General features: G+C 54.9%; 6 protein-coding genes. 1 reads left to right on the top strand and 5 read right to left on the bottom strand.

The window, feature by feature from the left end:
• Positions 1-617, top strand: a 617-nt coding sequence (locus tag K5905_RS27460; protein WP_297590265.1) for a lyase family protein, incomplete at its 5' end; no start/stop codon positions are given.
• 110 nt (positions 618-727) lie between these two features.
• Here K5905_RS27460 and K5905_RS27455 read toward each other — a convergent pair.
• The 5 genes from K5905_RS27455 to K5905_RS27435 all read right to left on the bottom strand — a co-directional run.
• Positions 728-1,474, bottom strand: coding sequence for an amino acid ABC transporter ATP-binding protein (locus K5905_RS27455; protein ID WP_297590262.1), 747 nt, complete (start codon positions 1,472-1,474; stop codon positions 728-730).
• A 27-nt stretch (positions 1,475-1,501) separates the two neighbouring features.
• Positions 1,502-2,392 (bottom strand): amino acid ABC transporter permease, encoded by an 891-nt coding sequence (locus K5905_RS27450; RefSeq protein WP_297590260.1) that lies wholly within the window; start codon positions 2,390-2,392, stop codon positions 1,502-1,504.
• 3 nt (positions 2,393-2,395) lie between these two features.
• On the bottom strand, positions 2,396-3,151 hold the full coding sequence (locus K5905_RS27445; RefSeq protein ID WP_297590258.1) for an amino acid ABC transporter permease: 756 nt from the start codon (positions 3,149-3,151) through the stop codon (positions 2,396-2,398).
• An 80-nt stretch (positions 3,152-3,231) separates the two neighbouring features.
• Entirely contained in the window at positions 3,232-4,065 is an 834-nt protein-coding gene (locus tag K5905_RS27440; RefSeq protein WP_297590255.1) for a transporter substrate-binding domain-containing protein, read from the bottom strand.
• 29 nt (positions 4,066-4,094) lie between these two features.
• A partial coding sequence (locus K5905_RS27435) for an MmgE/PrpD family protein (protein ID WP_297590253.1) occupies positions 4,095-4,914 on the bottom strand: 820 nt, incomplete at its 5' end.

Genomic DNA, 4,914 nt, shown 5'->3' with positions numbered 1-4,914 from the left:
ATCTGTTTGACGGCATGCAGAATTCGGATGGCTTTGCACGCGTTTCCTCGGAGTTCCGTATCGTTGCCGAGGTGATCGGCAAAATCAGTCTGGACCTCATAATCCTGTCCTCAGGGACCAAATCGGGAATAGGTGAAATCAAACTGCCCGCCGTTCAACCCGGTTCGTCCATCATGCCGGGAAAAGTCAATCCGGTTCTGCCGATGATGATGCAGCAAATTGCCTATGCAGTGGTTGGAAACGATGCGGCGGTATCGCTGGCATCGCTGGGTGGACAACTGGAAATCAATCACTTTGAGCCTGTGATCGCCTCCCGCATGTTCGACAGTATGGATCTTCTGACCAGAGGCAGCCGGATATTTGCGGACAAGTGTATCGTTGGTATTCAGGCGCTTGAAGAGCAAGCCCTTGAAAACCTGATGGGCTCGTCGGCCCTTGCCACCGTTTTCGTGCCGAAATTCGGGTATGCAAAAGTCTCAAAGCTGGTGAAGGAAGCAGAGGCAGACGGAAAGCTTTTTGTGGATCTTCTGGTCGAGCTCGGTCTTCTTTCCAGGGAAGAGATTATCGAGCTGCTGTACGATGCCACAGGACGTAGACACGCTGGATCACCGTCTTGAGCAAGTGGTTGGGCTGACCTGGAATTGACGAGGCCAGCCCCCGATATCTCAACCTAGTGAGTTTCATCACCCTTGGCACAGGCGCCGGGAGACTGCTTTGGCTGACTAGGTCAAAGAACCTTGCCGAGGAATTCTCTTGTGCGCGCATCCTGCGCGTTGTCGAAAAACGTGGCGGGAGGTCCGTGCTCTACGATCACGCCTTTGTCGGTAAAGTAGATATGGTCGGCGACCTCGCGGGCAAATCCCATTTCGTGCGTCACGAGGATACAGGTCATGCCTTCTGAGGCGAGGTCCTTGATTGTCACCAGCACTTCCTTGACCGTTTCGGGATCCAGGGCCGCGGTGACTTCATCGAACAGCATCACATCCGGGTTCATGGCAAGCGAGCGCGCAATTGCAACGCGCTGCTGTTGTCCTCCGGAAAGTTCGCCTGGATAACTGTTTTCCTTGCCTTCAAGGCGGACCTTCTTCATCAGCGCCCGCGCTCTTTCCTCGACCTCCACCTTGTTCTGCTTCAGCACCTTGAGCGGCGCCATCATTACGTTCTGCAAGGCGGTTTTATGTGGGAAGAGATTGTATTGCTGAAAAACCATGCCGACTTTCTTGCGCAAGGCGAGCTTGTCCAGATTGTCGTCGTGAACTTCCTGTCCCTCGACGCTGATTGAACCCGCCTGAATGTCGTTGAGGGCATTGATACATCGGATCAGCGTCGATTTGCCCGACCCGGAAGGACCGATGATGCAGACAACTTCCCCCTTCATGATGTCCATCGAAATGCCCTTGAGCACTTCGAAGGCTCCGAAGGATTTGTGTACGTTTATCAGGGAAACGATGGGTTGGTCTGGTGTCCAGTTCATGATGCGCGTTCCTTGGGTCATGACCGGTTAGAGTTTCACTGCGTATTTGCGTTCCAGCCACATGGTCAGACGCGCGATCGGATAGCAGTAGACAAAGAAAATCAGCAGGACGAAGCCGTAGAACGGGATCAACAGTTCAGGACGGTTGTTTTCCGCTTCAATCGCCTGCCGTGTCAGGTTCAGAACTTCTTCAACGCCCAGGATCGAAACGATGGGAGTCGCCATGGTCAAAATGGCATACCAGTTCATCCAGGGCGGGATCATCCGTTTGATACATTGCGGCAGGATGATTTCGAAAAGCGTCTGCCGCCTCGAAAAAGCCAGGCTTTCGGCTGCTTCCCATTGTGCCGAGGGAACGGATCCGATCGCACCGCGCACGATCTCGGAAATGTTCGCCATGACCGGGAGACTGAGGCCGATCACTGCCTTCGTCCAGTCCGGGACGGGTATGCTCAGGCCGAAAAGATCGATCTGGAACGGGAAGCTCAGCATGACGATGAATAGCAGCACCAGCCACGGGGAATTCCGGAATATCTGGGTGATCCAGTAAGAACACCAACGGACAAACCGGTTTCGGGAGATCTGCCCGAGCCCGAGAAAGACACCAAGAATAGTCCCAAGCAGCATGGTCAATACCGATATGATGACGGTGAAGACGAAACCATGCAGCAACAGGAACGGGATCCAGCGCCAAAGCGTCTCGAAGGCCTGAGTGAGCGAGAAACCGTTAGACTGCGCAAAGGCATGCACCGGCCAGAAGGCAGCCGCAAAGATCATGAACGGAACCCAGAACGGGATACTCGCCAGCCATTGCGAGAAGTTCACCCTTGTTGTTGCAGCAGGTGTGGGCTTGAACGGAAGCAGGACCGGCAGATCCGATTTGGAGACGGCCGTAAGGCCGGGAATGACACGGCTCATGGCTTAAGCTCCATATCCGGGAATGCGCATGACGCGTTCCCACTTGTTCATGCCAAGGACGAGGATTCCGACAAGCGCCAGATAGGAGACGAACAGCACCAGCATCATCGGGTTCTGTGCCGAAGGAAAATCGTTCCAGATCGTAATTGACTGGTAAAGAAGTTCCGGCACGGCGATAACGAAGGCCTGTGTCGTCGTCTTCACCAGATTGACCAGGTTGTTGTTCAGCGACGGAATGGAAACACGCAAGGCGAGGGGCAGAACCACATAGGCAAAGGTCTGCAAACGCGTGAAGCCCAATGCTTCGCTTGCTTCCTGCGTGGATTGCGGTACGGCCTCAACACCGGCCCGGAAAATTTCGACATTGAAAGCACCGGCAAAAAAGGACAGCGAGATGATGGCCCAGCCGACATTGGAAATGATCGGCACCTCAAGCCAGCCATCGGGGCTGTAGGTCGGTGTGAAGGCTCCCAATGCAAAATAGAAAAAGAGAAGCTGCACGAAGGGCGGCGTGTTTCGGAAAAACTGAATATATGCCTGCACAATGCCTCGTATGAAACGGCTTCGTGCCCGCTGCATTGCCGCACCGACGATACCGATTACCACGCTGAAGACAACACAGATCACCGAGAGCTTGATTGTCATCCAGAGCCCGGAGACGACCTTGTCCCACTGGCGGTCTTCATAGAAAAAGACGAAATTCCAGGTTGGATAATCGGTAGCCAATTGCCGGAAGAATTCTTGGACAGCGTCCAGCATCGCGTCTCCTCTCAACGATTAACGCGTTTGCCGTGCCCTCGAAAGGGCACGGATCACGATGCAAGTTTAGCTTGATGCGGTTACTTGGACAGCCAGTCCTTGAAACGGTCCTGCTGGCCCGCGAGATAAGCTGTCGGCTGAATGCCCCATTTCTTTTCAAGCTCAACCAATGTGCCGTCCTTGTGCCAGTTGTATTGCATGCCGGACATGAAACGGCCAAAGACGCAATTGCGTTCGTCTTTTGGAACGGCGAGGGCCCACGGGTTGTCGTCCTCGGTTTTCATGGGCATCTCGAATTCGTCCCAGTCTCCGGACGCAAGGTCGGCCATGATGGAGCTGTCATCATAGACAAAGCCGATGCACTTCTTGTCACGCAGTGCCTGTTTGGCTTCGGCATTCCCGGCAAACGCGATGATCTTGGCGCCGTAGCGTTCTTCCACGATCTGGTTATAGAACGCTCCTTGCTTGCCGCAGACAGGCTTGTCGCGAAGCTGTTCCCAGTCAGTCAGTTTTAGTGGCTTCGGTGCCAGCAGATTGGTGCCGGATGTGTAGTAATTCGGTCCGACAATGCCTACAATTTCGCGGCGGTCCGCACGATCGGACATGGTTGCGATCATCAGATCGATCTTGCCTTGTTCAAGGAACTGCATGCGATTGGAAGACTGAACAGGCACGAGTTCCAGTTCAACGCCCATCTTGTCGGCCACATCCTTGGCCATGTCGATTTCCATGCCGACCAGCTCACCATCGGTGCTGCGGTAACCCCACGGTTTATAGTCTGCCTTGACGCCGACAATGATCGAGCCTCGTTCCATGACACGGTTCCAGGCTTCGTTTGAACATTCCGCCGCCGTTGCCGAAACAGCGGAGAAGCAAGTCATCAATGCGGTAGTCGCTGCAAGTACTGTTTTCATTCTTCCCTCCAGAAGGTTGGCTGAATTTTTCAGCGCATGATTTGAGCCAATAGCTCGGCGGGGTTTTCCCCTAAACGAGGCCGTTGCCGGTTTGCGCGTCCCGCATAGGCGGCAGCGGCCTCGAATTTCGATAAAAGATCTGCGTCGGTCAGCGGGTTTTCGGGCATGCCATAGGCCGTCCCGCAGAATCCTCTCGCTTTGCGCCCGTCTTTCAGAGTGAGCGTCAACCGGGCACTTTCTGGGTATTTTTCACGCATGCTGTCCGTTGACAGGTCGGTGGCACGTTCGGTCCGGACCCGATCCACAAGGGCAGTCATTTCAGATAGCGATAGTGCGCCCGGAAGCAGGTCCTCAAATCGCACCCGTCCGTGAAGCGCTGCACAGGCAAGCGCATAGGGCAGGCTGAATTGAGCCTGCTGCGGTGTTTGCGGAGCCGGATAGACCAGGCTGATGTCAACCAGTTCCGGCACTTCCGCCCTGATCTCCAGAATGTCTTGAGGCTGGGCATTCAGCTCCGCCATGAGCGCGTTCATCTGGTCGATCGCAGCATGCGCTGCTGAGCAGACCGGATTTGTCTTGAAAAGCAGGCCAGGATCGACAAGTCGCCATCTCTTTCCAAGGCTGTCGAGCGCGTTCAGGTTGGCAGTGCCGCGATTCAAAAGTTTCAGATAGCCCCGACTGTCTTCGAAAACCGTTTCAGGCCCCGTCAACTCCGCCTGCGCCATTCTGGCAAATGTGATGGCTCGACGCGCTGCATCGCCGACAAGGAACGGCTTGCTGTCCGTACCGAATACGGCCTTGCCACCGCCTGAAGCCGCTGCCGCAATCCCGAATGCGGATGTTTGTTGA

It is taken from the genome of Roseibium sp. (genome assembly GCF_025698965.1).
In the GTDB taxonomy this organism is placed as follows: Bacteria; Pseudomonadota; Alphaproteobacteria; order Rhizobiales; family Stappiaceae; genus Roseibium.
This window is presented reverse-complemented; position numbering and strand designations above follow the sequence as displayed.

Excerpts from the sequence above, each read along its gene's own strand:
- K5905_RS27455 (WP_297590262.1), bottom strand. The coding sequence starts at position 1,474 with ATGAACTGGACACCAGACCAACCCATCGTTTCCCTGATAAACGTACAC.
- K5905_RS27450 (WP_297590260.1), bottom strand. The coding sequence starts at position 2,392 with ATGAGCCGTGTCATTCCCGGCCTTACGGCCGTCTCCAAATCGGATCTG.
- K5905_RS27445 (WP_297590258.1), bottom strand. The coding sequence starts at position 3,151 with ATGCTGGACGCTGTCCAAGAATTCTTCCGGCAATTGGCTACCGATTAT.
- K5905_RS27440 (WP_297590255.1), bottom strand. The coding sequence starts at position 4,065 with ATGAAAACAGTACTTGCAGCGACTACCGCATTGATGACTTGCTTCTCC.